Annotated in this window: 15 protein-coding genes and 1 riboswitch; of the genes, 6 read left to right on the top strand and 9 right to left on the bottom strand. The window is 67.5% G+C overall.

The window, feature by feature from the left end; translation table 11 throughout:
* Positions 1–20 precede the first annotated feature (20 nt).
* The 4 genes from FFS08_RS15005 to FFS08_RS14990 form a co-directional block, all read right to left on the bottom strand.
* Entirely contained in the window at positions 21–3,212 is a 3,192-nt protein-coding gene (locus tag FFS08_RS15005; RefSeq protein WP_137862422.1) for an efflux RND transporter permease subunit, read from the bottom strand.
* Between the two features lie 79 nt (positions 3,213–3,291).
* On the bottom strand, positions 3,292–4,566 hold the full coding sequence (locus FFS08_RS15000; RefSeq protein ID WP_137862421.1) for an efflux RND transporter periplasmic adaptor subunit: 1,275 nt from the start codon (positions 4,564–4,566) through the stop codon (positions 3,292–3,294).
* A complete protein-coding gene (locus FFS08_RS14995; protein ID WP_137862420.1) occupies positions 4,563–4,952 on the bottom strand; it encodes a hypothetical protein in 390 nt (129 codons plus the stop codon). Before FFS08_RS14995 ends, FFS08_RS15000 begins: the two co-directional genes overlap by 4 nt.
* Positions 4,953–5,327: 375 nt before the next feature.
* On the bottom strand, positions 5,328–5,939 hold the full coding sequence (locus FFS08_RS14990; protein WP_137862419.1) for a TetR/AcrR family transcriptional regulator: 612 nt from the start codon (positions 5,937–5,939) through the stop codon (positions 5,328–5,330).
* A gap of 368 nt (positions 5,940–6,307) precedes the next feature.
* On the opposite strand from FFS08_RS14990, the gene FFS08_RS14985 reads away from it, so the two are divergent.
* Positions 6,308–6,922, top strand: a complete 615-nt coding sequence (locus tag FFS08_RS14985; RefSeq protein WP_137862418.1) for a response regulator transcription factor — start codon at positions 6,308–6,310, stop codon at positions 6,920–6,922.
* A 4-nt stretch (positions 6,923–6,926) separates the two neighbouring features.
* On the opposite strand, the gene FFS08_RS14980 is transcribed toward FFS08_RS14985, so the two are convergent.
* Both FFS08_RS14980 and FFS08_RS14975 read right to left on the bottom strand, forming a co-directional pair.
* Positions 6,927–7,496, bottom strand: a complete 570-nt coding sequence (locus tag FFS08_RS14980; RefSeq protein WP_137862417.1) for a TMEM165/GDT1 family protein — start codon at positions 7,494–7,496, stop codon at positions 6,927–6,929.
* Positions 7,497–7,508: 12 nt separating this feature from the next.
* Positions 7,509–7,691, bottom strand: a riboswitch (yybP-ykoY riboswitch).
* A gap of 63 nt (positions 7,692–7,754) precedes the next feature.
* On the bottom strand, positions 7,755–8,279 hold the full coding sequence (locus FFS08_RS14975; RefSeq protein ID WP_137862416.1) for an alpha/beta hydrolase: 525 nt from the start codon (positions 8,277–8,279) through the stop codon (positions 7,755–7,757).
* Between the two features lie 230 nt (positions 8,280–8,509).
* Between FFS08_RS14975 and FFS08_RS14970 the strand changes: the two genes are divergently transcribed.
* The 5 genes from FFS08_RS14970 to FFS08_RS14950 all read left to right on the top strand — a co-directional run bounded on the left by FFS08_RS14970 (position 8,510) and on the right by FFS08_RS14950 (position 14,499).
* Positions 8,510–8,785, top strand: a complete 276-nt coding sequence (locus tag FFS08_RS14970) for a hypothetical protein (protein ID WP_137862415.1) — start codon at positions 8,510–8,512, stop codon at positions 8,783–8,785.
* Between the two features lie 383 nt (positions 8,786–9,168).
* Positions 9,169–12,192 (top strand): TonB-dependent receptor plug domain-containing protein, encoded by a 3,024-nt coding sequence (locus tag FFS08_RS14965; RefSeq protein WP_171012625.1) that lies wholly within the window; start codon positions 9,169–9,171, stop codon positions 12,190–12,192.
* 218 nt (positions 12,193–12,410) lie between these two features.
* Positions 12,411–12,713: a DUF3649 domain-containing protein gene (locus FFS08_RS14960; protein WP_249341060.1), complete on the top strand. Its 303-nt coding sequence runs from the start codon at positions 12,411–12,413 to the stop codon at positions 12,711–12,713.
* A complete protein-coding gene (locus FFS08_RS14955; protein ID WP_137862413.1) occupies positions 12,710–14,179 on the top strand; it encodes a PepSY-associated TM helix domain-containing protein in 1,470 nt (489 codons plus the stop codon). Before FFS08_RS14960 ends, FFS08_RS14955 begins: the two co-directional genes overlap by 4 nt.
* Positions 14,176–14,499, top strand: a complete 324-nt coding sequence (locus FFS08_RS14950; RefSeq protein WP_137862412.1) for a DUF3325 family protein — start codon at positions 14,176–14,178, stop codon at positions 14,497–14,499. Before FFS08_RS14955 ends, FFS08_RS14950 begins: the two co-directional genes overlap by 4 nt.
* Here FFS08_RS14950 and FFS08_RS14945 read toward each other — a convergent pair.
* From FFS08_RS14945 to FFS08_RS14935, 3 genes are read right to left on the bottom strand one after another with little or no spacing between them, the layout of a single operon-like run.
* Positions 14,496–16,316, bottom strand: coding sequence for a response regulator (locus tag FFS08_RS14945; protein WP_137862411.1), 1,821 nt, complete (start codon positions 16,314–16,316; stop codon positions 14,496–14,498). The genes FFS08_RS14950 and FFS08_RS14945 overlap by 4 nt on opposite strands.
* Positions 16,303–17,169: a CheR family methyltransferase gene (locus FFS08_RS14940; protein WP_171012624.1), complete on the bottom strand. Its 867-nt coding sequence runs from the start codon at positions 17,167–17,169 to the stop codon at positions 16,303–16,305. The genes FFS08_RS14945 and FFS08_RS14940 overlap by 14 nt, the downstream gene beginning before the upstream one ends.
* On the bottom strand, positions 17,166–20,264 hold the full coding sequence (locus FFS08_RS14935) for a response regulator (protein ID WP_502702040.1): 3,099 nt from the start codon (positions 20,262–20,264) through the stop codon (positions 17,166–17,168). The genes FFS08_RS14940 and FFS08_RS14935 overlap by 4 nt, the downstream gene beginning before the upstream one ends.
* Positions 20,265–20,281 lie beyond the last annotated feature (17 nt).

The raw sequence follows: 20,281 nt of genomic DNA, 5'->3' as shown, positions 1-20,281 counted from the left end.
CGCGGGGATGACGGTCAAAGTTACTCAGCCGGCTGCAACTCGGGCGCATGGCCTTCGTCGGCTGCCTTGCGGTTGCCGCGCATCCTGGCGATGCGATCGCCCAGCGCGCGGCAGACGACGTAGAAGGTCGGCGTGAACAGCAGGCCGAACGCCGTCACGCCCATCATCCCGAAGAACACCGCGGTGCCCAGCGCCTGGCGGAGCTCGGCACCCGCCCCGCTCGCGATCAGCAACGGCACGGCGCCGAGGATGAAGGCGAACGACGTCATCAGGATCGGCCGCAGGCGGTCACGCGCGGCACGCACCGCGGCCTCCACCGGCGACAGCCCGTCCTGCACTTCCGCCTGATGGGCGAACTCGACCACGAGGATCGCATTCTTGGCGGCGAGCGCGATCAGCACGACCAGGCCGATCTGCGTGAGCACATTGTTGTCCATGCCCCGCAAATTCACTCCGGCCATGGCCGCGAGCAGACACATCGGCACGATCAGGATGATCGCCAGCGGCATGGTCAGGCTCTCATATTGCGCCGCCAGCACCAGGAAGACGAACACCACCGCGAGCGCGAAGACGAGCCCGGCCGTGCTGCCGGCCGCCTTTTGCTGGAAGGCGATGCCGGTCCATTCGGCGCCATAGCCGGCGGGCAGTTCGCTCGCGAGCTTCTCCATCGTGTCGAGCGAGGCGCCCGAGCTGTAGCCCGGTGCGGTATCGCCATCCACTTCCACCGCCGGGAACAGGTTGTAGCGCGTCACGCGGTACGGGCCGGTCTTGTTCTCGAAGGTCGAGACCGAACCGATCGGCACCATCGCGCCCGAGTTCGAGCGGGTCTTGAGGTTGGCGATGTCCGCCTCGGTCGCCCGGAACGGCGCATCGGCCTGCGCGGTCACCCGATAGGTGCGGCCGAGCATGTTGAAGTCGTTCACGAAGGCCGAGCCGAGATAGACGTTCAGCGCCTCGAACACCCGCTCCGGCGGCACCCCGAGCATGTCCGCCTTGCGCCGATCGATATCGGCGAAGACGCGCGGCGTCGCGGTGTTGAAGAAGGTGTAGATCTGCTTGAGGCCCGGGGTCTGGTTCGCCTGGCCGATCAGCCCGAACGCAGTCTTGCCCAGTTCGTCATAGCCATGCTCGGCGCGGTCCTCGATCATCATCCGATAGCCGCCGGCGGAGCCGATGCCCTGGATGACGGGCGGGGGCACGACCAGCAGCATCGCCTCGTTGATGTCGGCGGTGCGCTTGCGCGCCTCGTTCATGATGTCGTCGAAGCTGACGCCCAGCTTCTTGCGCTCATCGAAGGAGAGCAAGGGCACATAGGCAGCGGCCGAGTTCGGGGCGAGCGTCTGCGACGGACCGTCGAAACCGGCGAGCATCACCGATCCCTTCACGCCCGGAATCGGCAGGATGCGGGCGACGACCTTGCGCATCACTTCGTCCGTCCGCTCGAGCGACGAGCCCGGCGGCAGCTGGATGACGGTGAGGAAATAGCCCTGGTCCTGCTGCGGGATGAAGCCGACGGGCGTCACCCAGAACATGCCCACGGTGGCGGCGATCAGGCCAACATAGGTGAGCATCATCCGCTTCGGACGAGTCACCAGCGCGCGGGTGAGCTTGGCATAGCCGACGCTCATCTTCTCGAAGCCGGTGTTGAACGCATCGGCGCCGCGGCGCACCAGGCGGCCGACCGGCCCCCTGGGCTCGCCCTCATGGTGCTGCAACAGCAGCGCGGCCATGGCAGGCGACAGAGTCAGCGAGACGAGCAGCGAGATCGCGGTCGCGGCCGAGATCGTCACGGCGAACTGCTTGTAGAATGCGCCCGACAGGCCGTTGAGGAACAGCGTCGGCAGGAACACCGCGAGCAGCACCAGCACGATCGCGACGAGCGCGCCGGACACTTCGTCCATCGAGGTGCGCGCCGCCTGGAGCGGCGTCATGCCCCGCGCCAGGTTGCGCTCGACATTCTCCACCACGACGATCGCGTCGTCGACGACGATGCCGATGGCGAGGACGAGGCCGAACAGCGAGAGGTTGTTGAGCGAATAGCCGAGCGGCAGCAGTACCGCCATCGTGCCGATCAGCGAGACCGGGATGGCAAGCACCGGGATGATCGCCGCACGCCATTTCTGGAGGAAGACGATGACCACCAGCACGACGAGCAGGATCGCCTCGCCCAGCGTGTGATAGACGGCGTCGATCGACTGGGCGATGAACTCGGTCGGGTTGTAGATGACGCGATATTCCAGGCCCTTGGGGAAGTTCTTGGACATCGCCTTGAGCTGGTCCTGCACCGCATTGGCGGCAGCGAGCGCGTTCGAGCCCGGACGCTGGAACACGGCAAGGATCACGGTCGGCTTGTTCGACAGATAGGTGTTGGACGAATAGTCCGCCGCGCCCAGCTCGACGCGCGCCACGTCGCTCACGCGCACCTGGTGCCCATCGGCATCGGTGCGGATCACCACCTGGCCGAACTGCGCGGGATCCTTCAGGCGGCCCTGTGTCTCGATATTGAGCTGGAAGGCGTTGCCCGTCGGCGTCGAGCCCGGCTGGCCGAGCGTGCCGGCCGCGACCTGGACGTTCTGCGCGCGCAGCGCCTGGACGATGTCGCCCGCCGTCAGGTTGAGCGCGGCGGCACGGCCCGGATCGATCCACACGCGCATCGCATAGTCGCGCGCGCCGAACATGCGCACGTCGCCCACGCCGTCGACACGGGCGAGGCGGTCCTTCACCTGGGTCAGCGCATAGTTGGAGATATATTCCCGATCGACCGAATTGTCCGGCGAGATCAGGTTGACGACCAGCAGGAAGTCCGGCGTGGTCTTGCGCGTCACGACGCCCAGGCGCTGCACTTCCTCGGGCAGGCGCGGAATCGCGACCGCGACCCGGTTCTGCACCAGCACCTGCGCGGAATCGAGATTGGTCCCCGATTTGAACGTGACGGTGATGGTGACGTTGCCGTCGCCGGTCGATTGCGACGACTGGTAGAGCATGTCGTCGACGCCGTTGATCTCCTGCTCGATCGGCGCGGCGACCGTCTCGGCGACGGTCTCGGCCGAAGCGCCGGGATAGGAGGCGGTGACCGTCACCGTCGGGGGGACGATGTCGGGATATTGGGAAATCGGCAGCGCCAGATAGGCGATCGCACCGATGATCGTGATCACGACCGCGATGACGGCCGCGAAGATCGGGCGCGTGATGAAGAACCGCGAGAGGCGCATGGGGCCACTCCTCGAAAAAAGAGGTCTGAAACGGAAAAGTGTCAGCCGCCGGACCCTGGGGAGATCCGGCGGCTGACGGTCAACGAGCGAAGGTTGCTTCGCCCGTCACCGGCGCCGTGAGGGCCGGCGCCTGACTGGTTGCGGTCGGCGCGATCTTGCCGGGCTTCGGATTCACCTTGCCGCCCGGAGCGGCGAACTGGGTGCCCGAGATCACCACCTTGTCCTGGGCGCTCAGGCCCGAGCGGACGATGCGCAGGCCGTCGACCACGGGCCCGAGCGTCACCGGCTTGGGCGCGACGGTGCCGTCCTTGCCCACGGTGAGCACGAGCTTGCGTGCCTGGTCGGTCTGGATCGCAGTGTCCGGCACCATCAGCGCCTGGGTGGTGCCGCCGGCCGAGAGGCGCATGTTGCCGAACATGCCGGGCGTCAGGAACATGCCCGGATTGCTCAGCACCGCACGACCGCGGATCGTGCCCGACTTGGGATCGAGCCCGTTGTCGGTGAAGTCGAGCTTGCCCTTCCACTTATAGTCGGTCTCGTCCTGCAGGCGGATCTCCACCGGCGAGGCCTGGCCGCCCGCTTCCTTCGCGCGCTTGGTCTTGAGGAACAGGGCCTCCGAGCCGTCGAAAGTGAAGTAGATCGGATCGAGCGCGTTGATCGTGGTCAGCAGCGAACCGCCCTGCCCCTCGCCCGCGGCCACCAGGTTGCCCGGATCGACGCGGCGATCCGAGATGCGGCCGGCGATCGGCGCGCGGACCTGGGTGAACTCCATGTCGAGCGCGCGGCTGCGCACCCGGGCCTGGGCCGCGGACACTGCCGCACCGGCGGCGCGGACGCGGGCCTGCAGCCGCTCGACATCGCTCTTCGACACCGCTTCGACCGAGACGAGACGCTCGGCGCGGCCCAGGTCCGAACGGGCGAGCGCGAGATCGCTCTCGGCGCTGGCCAGCCCGGCGCGCGCCTCGGCCAGGGCCGCCGCGAAGGGACGCTGGTCGATGGTGAAGAGCAACTGGCCCTTCTGGACGATCGCACCGTCGGTGAAGTGCACGCCGGTGATCGCCCCCGAGACGCGCGGACGCACCTCGACCGCGCGGCTCGGCTCGAACCGGCCGACATAATCGTCCCATTCGTTCACGTCGCGGACCAGCGGCGTGGAGACCGTCACCACCGGCGGCGGCGGTGCGGCCATTGCGGCGGGCGCGTCCTTGCTGGCGATGCTCAGGCCGGCGGCGACCAGCACCACCGGCAGCGCGACAAGGCTGCCGCGCTGCCACAACGGCATGCGGCGAAGGCGATCCGAGACGCCCGGCTTGTTGTCGCCCGTCTCGGATTCGATGCGCGTGATCATGTTCATTGGAATCGCTTCCCCTGATTCAGGGCTGCCCGGCCGCGGCTGATGGAGGCGAGCAGCGTTTCATATTGGTCGGGCGTGAAGCCCGCTTCGTGGAAGGCGCGGATCTCGTGGCGCGGCACGGCATAGCCCTTGTGCCAGGCAAGCACCGCCATGCGGCGCAGCGCCTCCAGCTTCTGATCCGCCAGCTTGGGATTGGCCGCTTCGCCCCCGAAGATCACGCCCAGCGCAACCGAAAGGCGGCCGGGTTTCTCCAGCGAGGCGAGCCGGTCGTGCTGCGCGATCGCCACGACCTGCCATTCGAGCGCGGAAAAGCCGCTGACCGGGAGGACATCGGCGGGCACCGCGACCGGGCTGCCCTGAAGCGCGGCGAAGTTGAGATAGGCCATGATCGTCTCCTCCTGCTTGTTGCCCGGCGGAAGGCAAAAGCCTCCCCGTGCCGCGCAAAGGGTTTCGCGCGGCATCTCCGGTCATCCTCAACCGGCACGAGACGAGGCTTTCGCGCAGACGCTATCGTCTGCGGCGCACCGGCTCGGTCCTGTCCAAATTCAGCGCTGCTGGAGTTTCGGATCGGGGCGATGGCCCCTCATCCTCGCTTCGGCAACTTCCCTCATTTCTATACTGACTGGTATAGAAATCGTGCTGCGTTGCGTCAAGGGCTTTTTATACTGGTCGGTATTTTTTGTCGAGGCGGGGCTAAACAAAAACTTTCGAGAGGCGCCGCGCCCGTCATCCCGGCGCAAGCCGGATGGTGGGAATCTCGCTTACTTGCTCGGCCAGCAAGCCAGGCTGGTGTCGATCAGCGCCTGAAGATCGGCGCACGACGTGCCGCCGCCGGCCTGGAGCGCAATGCCCTGGAGCAGGGCGGTCAGATAGGCGGTAAGCCCGATCACGTCGGTATCGGCGGGTAGATCGCCCTCGTCCTTGGCGCGCTCGAATCGATCGATCAGGCCCTGCTTCACGGTTGCGCCGCGCTTGAGCACCTCGGCGCGGATCGACTCCGCTTCGGCCCCGCAAGCCACCGAGTTGATCACGCCCATGCAGCCCTTGGGGTCGCACGAGCTCATCTGCATCTCGAGCGCGCCGATCAGCAGCCGCTCGGCGACGCCGCGCGCGGTCGGCGCTTCGAGCGCCCTGCCCATATAGTCGAGTTTCTCGCGCTGATAGAGGTCGAGCGTCTTCTTGAAGAGCGCTTCCTTGTTGCCGAACGCCGCATAGAGGCTCGGCCGGGTAATGCCCATCGCCTCGGTGAGGTCGCTCAGCGAGGCCCCTTCATAGCCCTTGCTCCAAAAGACGCGCAGCGCCGCGGTCAACGCCGAGTCGGTGTCGAATTCGCGGGGGCGCCCCTTGGCGACGGAACAGGCGGTGATTTCCATAATGACCGGTACATAATGTTGATGGACCCAAAAGTCCAATGCCTTGCGGCGCTTCCGCGTTCCACCACCGTTAACCACTGTATTTTCACGGGTGTGAACTTGCCGATCAGTGGGATTACCCGCCTTACATGGTTAAGCTCCCTCGACTCGCCAGTTGGCGCGCAATTCCGGTCTCGGCAACGCAAGTTCCCGAAGCTTGCCTCCGTCATTCCAGCAGTTCCGTGGAATTCGCGTGCGAGATCATCTGGAAGCGGTTCGACGATATTTGGACAGCTTCGCTTGCACCATTCTCCCCTAATTCCTCACCAATGTGCCGCACGCTCAATTTGCACCTGCCACGTAGTTTGCACCAAAATGGAGTAATTTAAATGCACGGTCGGCGCCTGGTGCACATCATCGACGACGAGGACAGCGTCCGGAACTCGATCGGGTTCATGCTGCAGACGACGGGCTATGCCGTGCGCCTCTGGCCGTCGGGCGCAGCGTTCCTCCGTGAGCTGCGGAACGTCGAGCCCGGCTGCATCCTGCTCGACATCCGCATGCCGGAAATCGACGGGCTGCAAGTGCAGCAGCATCTCAACGAACGCGGCGCCGCCCTGCCGGTGATCGTCCTCACCGGGCATGGCGACGTGACCATTGCGGTGAGGGCGATGCGCGGCGGTGCGATCGACTTTCTCGAAAAGCCGTTCGAGGCAGACCAGCTGCTGGGTGCGATCGACAAGGCTTTCGAGCGCATGCTCGAGTCGAACGGCGCCTCGCGTACCGACGCTGCCCGCACCCAGCTCGCCAGCCTCTCCGCGCGCGAGCGCGAGGTGCTCGACGGGCTGGCGGCGGGCTTCCCCAACAAGACCATCGCCTATGATCTCGGCATCTCGCCGCGCACGGTGGAGGTGCACCGCGCCAATCTGATGCAGAAGCTCGGCGCGCGCAGCCTCTCCGAAGCGCTGCGCGTCACCTTCATCGCCGAGATGGGCGAGATCTAGCGCATCAGAACCAGCCGGCGGCTTCACCCAGCATCAGGATACCCGCTGCGATGAACAGCGCCGCGGCGATGCCGTGCACCAGCCTGAGCGGCACCCGCCTGAGCAGGGCATTGCCAAGGAACACCGCCGGCACGTTGGCGAGCATCATGCCCAGCGTGGTGCCCGCGGTGACGGCCCAGACATTATGGAACTTGGCGCCCAGCGCCACCGTGGCGAGCTGGGTCTTATCGCCCATCTCGACCAGGAAGAAAGCGATGGCAGTGGTGACGAAGGCGCCGAAGCGCGCCGGCTTGTCTTCCAGCTCGTCGATCTTGTCGGGGATCAGCGTCCACAGCCCCATCGCAATGAACGAAGCGGCGATCAGGTAGCGGAACCAGGCTCCTTGCAGCAGCGCGGCCGCTTCCGAGCCGACCAGGGCCGCAAGGAAGTGATTGGCCAGGGTGGCAACCAGGATGCCGAGAATGATCGGCACCGGCTTCTTGAAACGGGTCGCGAGCAGGATGGCAAGCAGCTGGGTCTTGTCGCCGATCTCGGCGAGTGCGACGAGCGCAGTTGAACTGAGCAGGGCTTCCACGGGAAATACTCCGGGCCGGACGGAGACGAAATCCAACGACATCGCATCTCCCCGCCCGGCTGGAGCGGAGATGCGACGCCATTGGTCTCGCCCGAACGGTGCCCCGTCCCTCCCGCGCCATGGCCTCTCGGCCAAGTATGTTGACGCGGGAGCCCGCGCAAAGGCGCGGCTGGCTACTCCCCAAATAGCGAGTTGCCGCCGAAGCGGCACGGGCGCACCCCTAGGGCAGGCGCCTGTCAAAATCCAGCGATTTGTAGTTCAGCGCGCCAGGCTGAGCAGCGGATTCTCCACCACGGGCGCCAGGTCCGGCTCGCCACGCAGCGAGGCAAGCAGGTCGCCGATCGAGCGCACCGGCGTAGAATCGAGGAAGCGGCTGCCCCAGTCGCGCGCCAGTGCCGCGGCATCGGCTCCGGTGTCCGCCAGGATCGAGGGGAAGGCGATGCGCAGCCTGGGTCCGGCGAAGAGCTGCTCGGGCGAAGCCGCCACTGCGGATCCCAGCGGCCGGACGAACACCGCCCCGGCCACTTTCTCGACATAGGAAGCTGGCGACAGCCGCGCCCACCAGGTCACCGCGAAGCAGCCGATGCCGTGCGCGACCAGAATCACCGGGCGCTCCGTGAGTCGGACTGCCTCGTCGAGCCGTGCGGCCCACAGGTTGCGCCCACCTCCGCCGAGTTCGATGATCTGCCCGGCATGCGCCAGCAGGCTGCGCGCGGGACGGTCGGCACGATCATAGATGGTCAGTGTCGGAAGCGACGGATCGAAGAGGCCATTCTCGGGCATTCGCTTATCTCCCTGCGAGGCGGGAAAAACACGCTCAACGAGTCGCCAGCCTATTCCTACCTCGCCACTATGCAATCGTCCCTGCGCCAGAATGTTTTCCCGGCGCGCCGAAATAATCGGCCCGTCCACGGCCTCCCGGCGCCCGAATATTGCAGAAAGTTCATCTTGCGGAGAACTCTCAGCCACCCGGGCAGGCGCAGTCTCGCCTCTCCACAAGCAGGAGAGTGCCAATGTTCAGGAAGTTGATGATCGCCGGAGCCTCGCTCGCCATGCTCGCCGCGGCGACACCTTCGATCGCATCGGCGCCGTGTCGCGATGCGCATGGCAGGTTCATGAAATGCCCCACCAAGCCCGCCGCCAAGCCCGTGGCGACCACCCCCGTTGCGGCCAAGCCGATGGCGGCAAAGCCGATGGCGGCGAAGCCCGCTCCCGCCAAGGCAACGCATTGCAAGGACGCCAAGGGCAAGTTCGTGAAGTGCGGCACGACGGGCGCCAAGCCGGCCTGACCGGATCATTCCCCACCAGCTACCCTGAAGCCGGCGGCAACCCCGCCGGCTTTTCGTTCGTCGGTCCCGCACCTGATCGTTCCGGCTTCGTCGCACCGCGCACCGCCTCGGTCGCTTATCGGAGGAAGCCGCCCCCCACTCCCCGCAGCGTGTCGCATGCGCTCGTGATTCAATCGTGAAGACGGCGCAGCGAGCGGGCGGGCTGCCGGGCACATCCTGGACGATCGGGTCGACGGAATTTCCCAAGTGAAATGGCCAGAGCGCGATGCAGCCCCGCCGCGCGAGCGAAAGAGGGAGTGGTCCGCCACGCGAGCAGCCCGGACACGGGTTCCCGCCGCGGCCCACGAGCAAAAGGGCTGACAATGATAAATCAAACCAGGACCATGACCCGTCTGTTGCGGGGCTCGACGGCGCTTTGCGGCGCCATGCTGATCGCCACGCCGGCGTTGGCGCAGGAGGCCGCACCGGCACAGGACGCCGCCGCCGCCGCTGCGCCAGGCGCGCAGGAAGCGACCGGCGACGCGATTGTCGTCACCGGCTCGCTGATCCGCCGGACCGACACGGAAACGCCGTCGCCGGTCACCGTGCTTTCGGCCGAGACGCTCGAGCAGCGCGGCCTGAACACCGTGACCGAAGCGGTGCAGCGCCTGTCGGCCGGCAATGCCGGCACGATCACCCAGGGCTGGAATGCGGGCGGCAATTTCGCGGCGGGCGCCAGCGCGATCTCGTTGCGCGGCCTCACCGTGCAGGCGACGCTGACGCTGTTCGACGGCCTGCGCATGGCGCCCTATCCGCTCGCGGACGACGGCCAGCGCAACTTCGTCGACATGAACACCATCCCGAACGCGATCATCGAGCGCATCGACGTGCTGAAGGACGGCGCTTCGTCGACCTATGGCGCCGACGCGGTCGCCGGCGTGATCAACGTGATCACCAAGAAGGAGATCAAGGGGCTCCATGCCAATGTCTCGGCCGGCATCTCGCAGCGTGGCGACGCGGGCGAGCGGCGCGCCGACCTGACCTGGGGCTATGGCGACCTGAACGAGCAGGGCTTCAACTTCTACGTCAACGGTGAATATATGAAGCAGGACCCGCTCTGGGCGCGGGACCGCGACTATCCGTTCAATTCCTATGACTGGAGCCGGATCTGCAACGCCGGCGGCTCCTGCCTGCCGAACAGCAACCCGAACGGCATCAATGCGAACGGTTCGGTGCACGGCACGTACGCCGTTCCGGGCGTTGCACTGGTCCGTCCGGTAACGACTCCCGGCGGGGCTGTTGGCGCAGGGCGCTTCTCCTATCTCAACAATTCAGTCGATTGCGGGCGCGCCGTGCGGCGCCAGCTTACCGCCGCCCAGATCGCGAGCTTGGCTAGCGCCCCCGCGAACGGCATCCTCTGCGAAGACAATCCGTTGAACTATACGATGCTGCTGCCGGAATTGGAGCGCTTCGGCGTGTCCAGCCGCTTCACCGCCAATATCGGTGATTCGCACCAGTTCTACGCACAGGCCAATTACTACAAGACGTCGATGCACGTGACTGCAACGCCGAAGCAGTTCAACTACAACCCGCCGAACCCGACGACCGTGGGCACATATTATGTGATCATGCCGGTCTATGTCTGCGCATCCGGCGTCGGCACGCCCAACGGGCTGAACACCGGCTGCACCGCCGCCAACGGCGTGCTCAATCCGCAGAACCCCTATGCCGCCGCCGGCCAGACCGCGCAGGTTCTATTCGCGTCGAATCGTCCGCGCGAAGACGACACGGTTTCGCGCACGCTGCGCGGCACGATCGGCCTGTCGGGCAAGGTCGCCGGCTTCGACTATTCGGCGAGCTTCGTCGCCGCCAATTCGAAGCTCACCTGGACCCGGTCCAACTATCTCATCCCGCAGCGCATCATGGACGTGCTCGCGCGCGGCACCTTCAACTTCACCAACCCGTCCGCAAACCCGCAGAGCGTCTGGGACTATATCGGCCCCAAGAGCATCAACGTCTCGAACTCGGACCTGTGGCAGGCGACGGCGAACCTGTCGCGGCACATCTTCGACCTGCCGGGCGGTGGCGTCGATGCGGCGGGCGGCCTTTCCTATCGCTATGAATCGATCATCGCGCCCAGCGCCAATCCGGGCAACGATGCCCATCCGTGGGAGCGCTATTACGACATCAACGCAGTCGGCACCTCGGGCAGCCGCAAGGTCTTCTCGGCCTTTGGCGAAGTCCAGGCCGCCGCGCTGGACAAGATCGAGCTGAACCTGTCGGGCCGCTACGATTCCTATTCGACCGGGCAGAGCAATTTCTCGCCCAAGGTCGGCGGGAAGTTCACGCCGATCCGCGCCCTTGCGGTGCGCGGCACCTGGTCGCGGGGCTTCCGTATCCCGAGCTTCAACGAAGCATTCGGCTTGCCGACCACCGGCTTCGTCTCGCGCGGCGGCGGCACCTTCTGCACCACCTATGCGGCATTCTGCGCCGCGCATGGCAACAATAACTATGCCACTCAGTCCTTCAGCCTGGGCTTGACCAATATCGGCAATCCCGCGCTGCGGCCGGAGAAGTCGGAGAGCATCACCGCCGGCCTGATCTTCGAGCCGATCCGCGGCCTGAGCTTCACGCTCGATTTCTGGCGGATCAAGGTCAAGGATCTGATCGTTGGCGTGAACAACACGGCGCCGGTGCTCGACGCCTATTATCGCAACAACGGCGTGGTCAACATTCCGGGCTTCGTCGTCCGGCCCGGCCCGGTGGACTCTGCCAATCCGAACGCGCTGCCGCATATCGGCTCGATCGAATCCTCCTATACCAATGCCAACAACCAGGTCGTCCAGGGCATCGATTTCAGCGCGAATGCGAACCTGAAGCTGACCGACGGTCTGCGCTGGATCAGTTCGCTCGATGTCTCGTACCTCGACAAGAATCATCTGACGCCGGTCGACCCGGCGACTGGCGAGGTACAGGCCGTGCAGCGATATGAGGACACGCTGAGCCCGTGCAACAACACGTCCTGCTCGGGTTCGCCGCGCTGGCGCGCGAGCTGGCAGAACACGCTCCAGTTCGGCGGCACCAGCGTAACCGCCACTGCCTATTACACGGCGGGCTACCATGTCTCGCAGGTAGATTACGGCGCCACGCCGTTCGACTGCGCAAGCGCGGTGGAGCATGGCGCAGCGGCCTATGCCGACGGCACCCCGGCGCAATGCCGCTCGAAGGACATCTGGAATGTCGACCTGACCATCCAGCACCGGATCAACGACAATTTCTCATTGTCGCTGAACGTGCTCAACCTGCTCGACACCAAGCCGCCCTTCGATCCGAACGCCGCCTATGGCGGCTTCGGCTACAACCCGGCCTGGGCCGGCCCGAACATCATGGGCCGCTATTTCCGCGTCGGCGCGAAGATCGACTTCTAGACCGGCCGTAAGAGGGCGACTTCGGGGAGCGGCCCTGCCGCTCCCCTTTTTTCGCCTCGCACAAAGCCTCGCCGCTTTCCGCTAATGAGATTGACTCGCAATATACCATTCCCTAACGAGCGCGCCATACGGGTGTTTCAAAGGGGATCCGCGATGCAATCCTTCCTCCGCGGCGCGACCTTCACGCCCCGCTTCGCATATTGATCCGGGAGGCGCGCGTGGCGGGGGCAGGACGACAACGCGCCGGCTGGCGCTATCGCGCCAATGTCGCGGCACGCGTGGCGGCGGGAACGGTCGGCGCCTATATGGTCGCCGCCCTGTTCGCTGCCGCGACGGCGCGCATGCTGCCCATGCCGAAGGTCGAGGCGATCATGCCGGCGACCTTGCTCGCCTTCCTGGTCGGCCCGGCGGTCACCCTCTGGGCGTTCCTCGCCCGCGGCCCGTGGCGTGCCTGGGCGGGCGTGATCCTGCTCGCCGCCCTCTTCGCCGCGATCGGCCGGTTGGCGGGCGGCCCGGCATGAGCGCGATCCGCGAGGGCACCCGCCAGGTCATGGCCTGGCTGCACGGCTGGACCGGGCTGCTGCTCGGCTGGGTGCTGTTCGTAATGTGCCTCGCCGGCACGCTCAGCGTGTTCAAGCCCGAGATCGGCCAGTGGATGCGCCCCGAGACCCGCGCCACCGCCGATCCCGCCGATGCCGTGCAGGCCGCGGCCGACTGGCTGGCAAGGAACACCCGGGGCTCGACCGGCTGGTACCTCACCGCGCCGAGCGCCCGGACGAACACGGTCGAAGCCGCCTATGACAGCGACGGGACCTTCGTCTATCGCGCGCTCGATCCGGTGCGCGGCGCCCCCGCCCCGCGCGAGACGCTGGGCGGCGAATTCTTCTACCGCCTCCATTTCGAGCTGGAGCTGCCCTATCCCTGGGGCCGGCTGCTCGCTTCGATCGCGGCGATGGCGATGCTGGTGGCGCTGATCACCGGGATCATCGCGCATCGCCGCATCTTCAAGGACTATTTCACCTTCCGCCCGGCCAAGGGGCAGCGCTCCTGGCTCGACGGGCACAATGCGCTGGGCGTGCTGGCCACGCCCTTCCATCTGATGATCACGTTCACCGGGCTGGTCACGCTCGCCTCGCTCAACATGCCCTGGGCCATCTCCGCCACCTATGGCAAGGATCTGGCGGCGGTCTATCACGATCTCGCGCCGGGCGTGGCCGAGCGCCCCAGGGCGAACCTGGCCGCGCCGCTGGCCCCGATCGCCCCGATGCTGCGCGAGGCGCAGCGCCGGCTCGGCGGCACGATCGGCCGCGTCTATGTGATCAACCCGGGCGACAAGGCCGCGGTCGTCACCATATTCCGCTCGGATGCCGACCAGCTCGGCTTCACGCCGGCCGAGATCAGCTTCGACGGCGCCACCGGCAGGCCGCTCCGCGCCTGGCGGGAGAATCGCGGCGCCATCCAGACCTATAATGTCGTCTACGGCCTCCACATGGCGCGTTTCGCGTCGATCGCGACGCGCTGGCTCTATTTCCTGGGCGGCGCGATGCTGACGCTGGCGATCGCGACGGGCCTGGTGCTCTGGATCGTCAAGCGCCGCGAACGCGCGCCGCTCTCGCTCGGCAATCGCGTGCTCGAGCGGCTGAACGCCGGCGTGCTGGCCGGCGTGCCGCTGGGTTGCGCCGCCTATCTCCTCGCCAACCGCCTGTTGCCGCTCGGCCTGACCGGCCGCGCCGAGCTGGAGATCGCGACGGCATTGTGGACCGCCGCCGCGGCGCTGGCGATCGGCGCCATGCTGCCGCCGCGCCGGTCCTGGCCGCTGCTCACCGGCGCAACTGCGCTCGCCTGCGCGCTCGCTGCGCTCATCGGCCCGTCGATCAGCACCATGACAGGGGTGCTGCTGGCAGTCGCAGCGGCGCTCGCCCTGCTTGCCGCGAAGCAGCTGCGCGGCCCGGGGAAGCGCCCCGAGCGCAGGCGGCGCACGGCATGACGATGGCGATCACCGGCCTGCTCTATCTCGGCATGTTCGCGCTCGCCGCCGGCATGTCGCGCCACGCCGCCTCCCTGCTCGGGCCGCAGGCGAAGCACATCGCGCTCCGGCACCCGGCCCGCTTTGGCTGGACACTGGTGGCGCTCTCTTTCCTCATCGCCTGCTTCGCGCGCGACGGCGGGCGGGCGCTCGTGCTGTGGTTCGGGCTGATCCCCTTCGTCGGCGCGATCGTCCTGCTGGGGCTCAGCTATCGCCCGGCCGTGCCGCGCGCCATGGTGCCGGTCGCCATGCTGATGGTGCTGCTCGCGCCCTTCCTCTAGGCGAGAACGGGCTTGCCGCGCAGCAGGGCCCCGGCCACCTCGACGATCTCGGCGGGGTCGAACGGCTTGCCGATCGCCGGCACCTCCGCAAAGCCCTCGGGCAGATGATCGCGGCCATAGCCGCTGACGAAGGCAAACGGCACGCCGCGCGCGTACAGCGCAGTCGCGATCGCCTCGACGCTGGCGCCCTGGAGGTTGCCGTCGAGCAATGCCCCGTCGATCCGTCCGTCCTCGACGATCGCCTTGGCGTGCTCGGCCGTGGCGGCCGGGCCGATCACCTCGGCGCCGGCATCGGCGAGGATCGTGGCGAGCTCGAGCGCGACGAGCGGCTCGTCCTCGATGATCGCGAAGCGCCGGCCCGCGATCGACGCCCCCGCGACCGCGTCGCCTCTGGGCCAGGTGCCTCTCGCGCCCACCACGCGATCCGCGGGCACCTCGGCGGCGGCGGCGGCATAGGGGATGGTCAGGATCCAGCGCAGCCCTTCGGATGCGAAGGTCGCGACCGCCGATCCGCCCTCGGCCTTGAGGCTGCGCTCGATCAATACCGTACCGAAACCGCGCCGGCTCGGCACCACGACCACCGGGCCACCGGTCTCCGCCCATTCGAGCTCGAGCAACGCGCCCCGCAGCCGCCATTCCAGCCGCACTTGTCCGGTCTCGTTCGAGAGCGCGCCATATTTGTTGGCATTGGTGCCGAGCTCGTGGAGCACGAGGGCGAGGTGCAGCGCCGGCTCGGGCGACAGCTCGATCTCCGGTCCGGCAAAGCTGAGGCGTTGCGAGTCGATCGCGCCGAGCTGGAGCTGCCCCTCGATCAGCTCGCGCAGCCTGGCGCCCTGCCAGGTGGTGGCGCTGAGCAGCGAATGGGCACGGGCCAGCGCGTGGATACGGCCGATGAAGGTCGGCGCGAAATCGGAAGGGCCGGCCGAATGGCGCAGCGTCTGCGTCGCGATCGCCTGGACCGAGGCGAGCGTGTTCTTCACGCGGTGGTTGAGCTCGCCGATCAGCAGCCGCTGCGTTGCCTCGGCGCGCTTGCGCTCGGTCACGTCGAGAATCTGCACGCTGACCGAAACCAGCCGGTCGCCTTCGAACAGCGCCGAGCAATAGCATTCGCAGTCGAGCAGTGCCCCGCCCTTGTCGTTGGCGCGCAGCGTCTCGACGCGGCGCAACTCGTGCCCCGCCACCATCTGCCCGAGCACCGCTTCCACCGCTTCGCCATTGGCCGGATCGAGCCAGTCGAGCTTCGCGGCGCGCCGGCCCAGCACTTCCGCCGCGCTCCAGCCGAACAGCCGCTCGGCACCGTTCGACCAACCGATCACGCGGAGTTCGGCATCGAATTCGACGATGGCGAGCGGGCTGTTGTCGCTATGCGCCTGGATCCGGCCGAGCGCGGCGGCCAGCTGGTCGCGCTGGCGGGCGATCTCCAGCCGCTGGCGCGCGAGCTCGACGAAGATGTCGACCTTGTTGCGCACGATCTGCGGGTCGACCGGTTTGAACAGATAGTCGACTGCGCCCGCCTCATAGCCGCGGAACCGCCGCCGCTCGTCAGTCGCAACCGCCGTCACGAAGATGATCGGAACACGCCGCGTGCGCTCCGTCCCGCGCATCAGCTCCGCCAGCTCATACCCGTCCATCCCGGGCATCTGCACGTCGAGCAGGGCAAGCGCGACGTCGTGCCGGAGCAGCAGCTCGAGCGCCGCCGGGCCCGACGGGGCCTTGAGGATCTCCACTCCGTCGCGGCGGAGCAGCGCGTCCATCGCGATCAGGTTCTTCTCGACATCGTCGACGACGAGGATCTTCACGGTTTCAGGCTGCGGCATGATCGACCCCCGCAGCTATCGGCAGGATGTTGCGCCGGTATATCTTCTCTTCCGACACGAAGTCGGCGAACGCGCCGGCATGCGAGGAGAAGCGCAGATTCTCCTTCGCGCCAAGCCCCAGGAAACCGCCGCGCACCAGGCTCTGCCCGAACAGGCCGAGCGCACGGTCCTGCAGCGCCCGATCGAAATAGATCAGCACGTTGCGGCTGGAGACGAGATGCGCCTCGGCGAACACCTGGTCGCTCGCGAGATTGTGCTCGGCGAACACCGCCCGGGCGCGCAGGCTCTTGTCGAACACGGCGCGGCCATAGCCCGCCGTATAATGGTCCGACAGCGATCCCCTGCCGCCCGCGGCGCGGTGGTTCTCGGTGAACTGCGCGATACGGTCCAGCGCATAGACGCCGGCTTCCGCCCGCTCCAGCGCGGCGGGGCTGATGTCGGTGCAGTAGAAGATCGTCCGTTCCTCCAGCCCCTCCTCGCGGAACAGGATGGCGAGCGAATAGAATTCCTCGCCGTTCGCGCAGCCCGCGATCCACACTTTGAGCGACGGGAAGGTGCGCAGATGCGGCACCACCTGTTCGCGGATCGCGCGGAAATAGGCGGGGTCGCGGAACATCTCGCTCACCTGGATGGTGAGGAAGCCCATCAGTTCGGCGAACAGCGCCGGTTCGCGCAACACCCGCCCCTGCAGCTGCGACAGGGTATCACAGCCGAAGCGCGCCTGCGCTCGCTCCAGCCGCCGGCGCAGCGAGCCGCGGGAATAGCCGCGAAAGTCATGGTGATAGCGCCGCCAGATCGCGTCGAGCAGCAGCTCGAGCTCCAGCGCGTCCACCGGATCCGCGGCATCACTCATCGCGGCATCCACACCCGGACGAGGCTGAGCAGCTTGTCGACGTCGAGCGGCTTGGCGAGATAGTCGTTCGCCCCCGCCGCGATACAGTCCTGCTGGTCGCGCGCCATCGCCTTGGCAGTGAGCGCGATCACCGGCAGCCCGCGCCATTCCGGCCGGCCGCGAATCTCGCGGGTCGCGGCGATCCCGTCCATCTCGGGCATCATCACGTCCATCAGCACCAGCTCGACCGGGGCGCCCCCGCCCTGCGCCGCGTCGAGCGCGGCCAGCGCCTCGATCCCGTTACGGGCGATCTGCACCTTCGCGCCGTGCGGCTCGAAGATCGAGGTGAGCGCATAGACGTTGCGGATATCGTCCTCGACGACGAGGATGTGCCGCCCGTCGAGCGCCGCGTCGCGCTGCAGCGCCTGGCTGAGGATCGCCTGCTGCTGCTCGGGCAGGTCGGACACCACCTGGTGGAGGAACAGCGTGACTTCGTCGAGCAGCCGCTCGGGCGACTTCGCGCCCTTGACGATGATCGACTTGGAATAGCGCCGCAACCGCAGTTCCTCGTCGGCCGAGAGGTCGCGCCCGGTATAGACGATCACCGGCGGGAAGCCGACGCTCTCGTCCATGCTGAGCCGCTCCAGCAGGTCGAGCCCCGGCATGTCGGGCAGGTTCAGATCGAGCACCATGCAGTCGAACGTCTCGCTGCCGAGTTGCTCCAGCGCCGCCGCGGCGCTGTGCGCGTCGACGGTCTCGACGTCACGCGAGGCGAGCAGCAGCCGCACGCTCTCCGCCTGTTGCGCGTCGTCCTCCACCACCAGCACCCGACGCAGGCGGCGCGTCATGTGCGCTTCCAGCCCTTCGAGCACGCCGACCAGCTGGTCGCGCCGCACGGGCTTGAGCATATAGCCGATCGCCCCGCCGGCGAGCGCTACCTGGCTGTTGTCGTCGGCCGAGACGACGTGCACCGGGATGTGCCGGGTGCGCGGGTCGCGCTTGATCCGGTCGAGCACCGACAGGCCGGTGTGATCGGGCAGCCCGATGTCGAGGATCACGGCATTGGGCAGATATTGCCGCGCCATCAGCGCGCCTTCGTCGGCGGTGCCCGCGATCAGGCAGTCGAACCCCAGCTCGTGCGCAAGGTCGTAGAGGATCCGCGCGAAGGCGGGATCATCCTCGACGACGAGCAGCACCCGGCTGTCCCCGCTGAGCCGCTCGCGATCGTCGGCGACTTCGGCCCGCAGCGGCGCGCGCCGGGGTGCGGGCGGCACGGGTTCGGCGGCGAGCAGCGGGGCCTCGCGCGGAGGCGCGGCCTCGACCAGCCCCGGATCATAGGCCTCGGGCAGCAGCAGCGTGAAGATGCTGCCCTTGCCGGCGCTGCTCTCCAGGCGGATCTCGCCGCCCAGCAGGCGCGCCAGCTCGCGCGAGATCGACAGGCCCAGGCCCGTGCCGCCATATTTGCGGCTGATCGTGCCGTCGGCCTGGCGGAACGCCTCGAAGATGATCTTCTGCTGCTCGGGCGCGATCCCCACGCCGGTGTCGCGCACCGCGAAGCTCAGCCGCCCGTCGGCGGCCCGCCCGGCGCTCAGCGTCACTTCGCCCTTGCCGGTGAACTTCACTGCATTGGACAGGAAATTGCGCAGCACCTGCTCCAGCCGCTGCGGATCGGTCTCGATGTCGCCGGGCGCGCCGGGCAGCACTTCGCAGCGCAGCTCCAGCCCCTTGGCCTCGGCCGCCGCCGCGAACCCCTGGCGGAGCTTCTCCAGCATCGGCGAGATCCGGATACGGCGCGGCTGCAGCTCGAGCTTGCCCGCCTCGATCTTCGAGATGTCGAGCACGTCGTTGATCAGCGCGAGCAGGTCGTTGCCCGAAGTCTCGATCGTCTCCGCATGCCGCACCTGCTCGGTGCTCATGTTGCCCGCGCGGTTCTCGGCGAGCAGCCGCGCCATGATCAGCAGCGAATTGAGCGGCGTGCGCAACTCATGGCTCATGTTCGCGAGGAATTCGGACTTGTAGCGGCTCGCCTGTTCCAGCTCGCGCGCCTGGCCGGCAAGCGAAGCCTGCGCACGCGCCAGGTCGTCGCGCTGCGCTTCCAGCGTCTGCGCCTGCTCCTCGAGCTGGGCGTTGCTTTCCTCCAGCTCGGCCTGCTGCACTTCCAGCCGCGCCTGCGATTCCTGCAGTGCGCGGGCCTGGGCCTCCAGTTCCTCGTTGCTCGATCGCAGTTCCTCGCCCTGCGCCTGCAGCTCCTCGGCCTGCGCCTGGGTTTCCTCGAGCAGTTCCTGGAGCTGGGCGCGATATTTGGCCGAGCGCACCGCGACGCCGAGCTGCTCGGCGATCCGTGCGAGCAGTTCCTCCGCTTCCGCCGGCTTCACGCCGCCGCCGGCGAAGCCAAGCTCCACCACCGTGTTGACCTGGCCGTCGATCCGGGCGGGCGCGATCAGCAGCCGCCCCGGCTTGGCCCGGCCCAGCGCCGAGCCGAAATAGAGATAGCCGTCCGGCACCGGCGACAGCGTGAAGCTGCGCCCGTCGGCGATCGCCTGGCCGATCAGCCCGTCGCCCGGCGTCACGCGCTCGGGCACCGCGGCGCCGGCCGGCACGCCATAGCCGGCCCGCCGCAGAAAACCGTCGCCGTTGCGGATGAAGATCGCGCCCGCGGTCGCGCCCAGATATTCGGCGAGAAAACGCAGCGCGTTCGCGCCGAGCCTCTCGATCGTCAGGTCCCCGGCGACTGCCTGTCCCAGCCCGACCTGCCCCGCCTGCAGCCATTCCTCGCGACGAACGGCCAGCCGGTTGCGGACGAACAGCACGCCGACGCCGCCCAGCGTCCAGGCGGTGAACACGCCCAGGGTGCGGTTGACGCGCGCGATGCTGGGGTCGACGCCGCTGCGCGCCAGCATGAAGCCGGTGATCGTCAGCACCGTCGCGACGAGCGCGACCGCAGCCGGCACCACCGGGCGCGGCGCCAGATAGGCAAAGACGATCGGCAGCAGGTAGATCACCCATACCGAGGTGCCGAGCGGCAGCTGGAGATCGGCGACGAACGGCGCCGCGAGCAGAGCCGCGAGCGCGCCATAGAGCGACATTTCGTATTTCGCGCCGGACCGGTGGACCATCAAACCCCGTTCTCTAA

The sequence above is a fragment of the Sphingomonas sp. 1F27F7B genome (assembly GCF_005503355.1).
Lineage (GTDB): Bacteria > Pseudomonadota > Alphaproteobacteria > Sphingomonadales > Sphingomonadaceae > Sphingomonas.
The sequence above is the reverse complement of the archived record's forward strand: the minus strand, read 5'-3'. Positions and strand labels throughout refer to the sequence as shown.